The organism is Azospirillum sp. FG154 (assembly GCF_057809575.1).
The window spans coordinates 1-344 of record NZ_JBMDKF010000075.1; the positions used below are offsets into that span (position 1 = coordinate 1).

A 344-nucleotide genomic window follows, 5' to 3' on the forward strand; every position below is an offset into this window, starting at 1 on the left:
GCGTGGAGGGGATGGTGCGGGGTTGTGCGGGGGTGAGGCAATTCGCCGCAAACGGAACGGGGCGATAATCGAACGGAATGTTCTGGTTGGTTAATAAGTCTCCTGTGCTGGCCTCTTCGCGGGTAAACCCGCTCCTACAGGCGATCGGTGGCGCCTTGATTACCAGCGCTGCGCCGCATCCAGGTCACTCTGTTTCCCCTCCACCCACCTTGGCCCTTCCTGGGTATTCTCCTTCTTCCAGAACGGCGCCCGGGTTTTCAGGTAGTCCATGATGAAGTTGCAGGCATCGAACGCCGCCTGTCGATGGGCACTGGCTACCCCCACGAACACAATCGGTTCACCCG

Annotated in this window: 1 protein-coding gene; it reads right to left on the reverse strand. The window is 60.2% G+C overall.

Annotated features, from left to right (window positions below; genetic code table 11):
* Nucleotides 1–159: 159 nt before the first annotated feature.
* On the reverse strand, nucleotides 160–344 hold a 185-nt coding region (locus tag ACODS4_RS28170; protein WP_488869197.1), incomplete at its 5' end, for a molybdenum cofactor biosynthesis protein MoaE.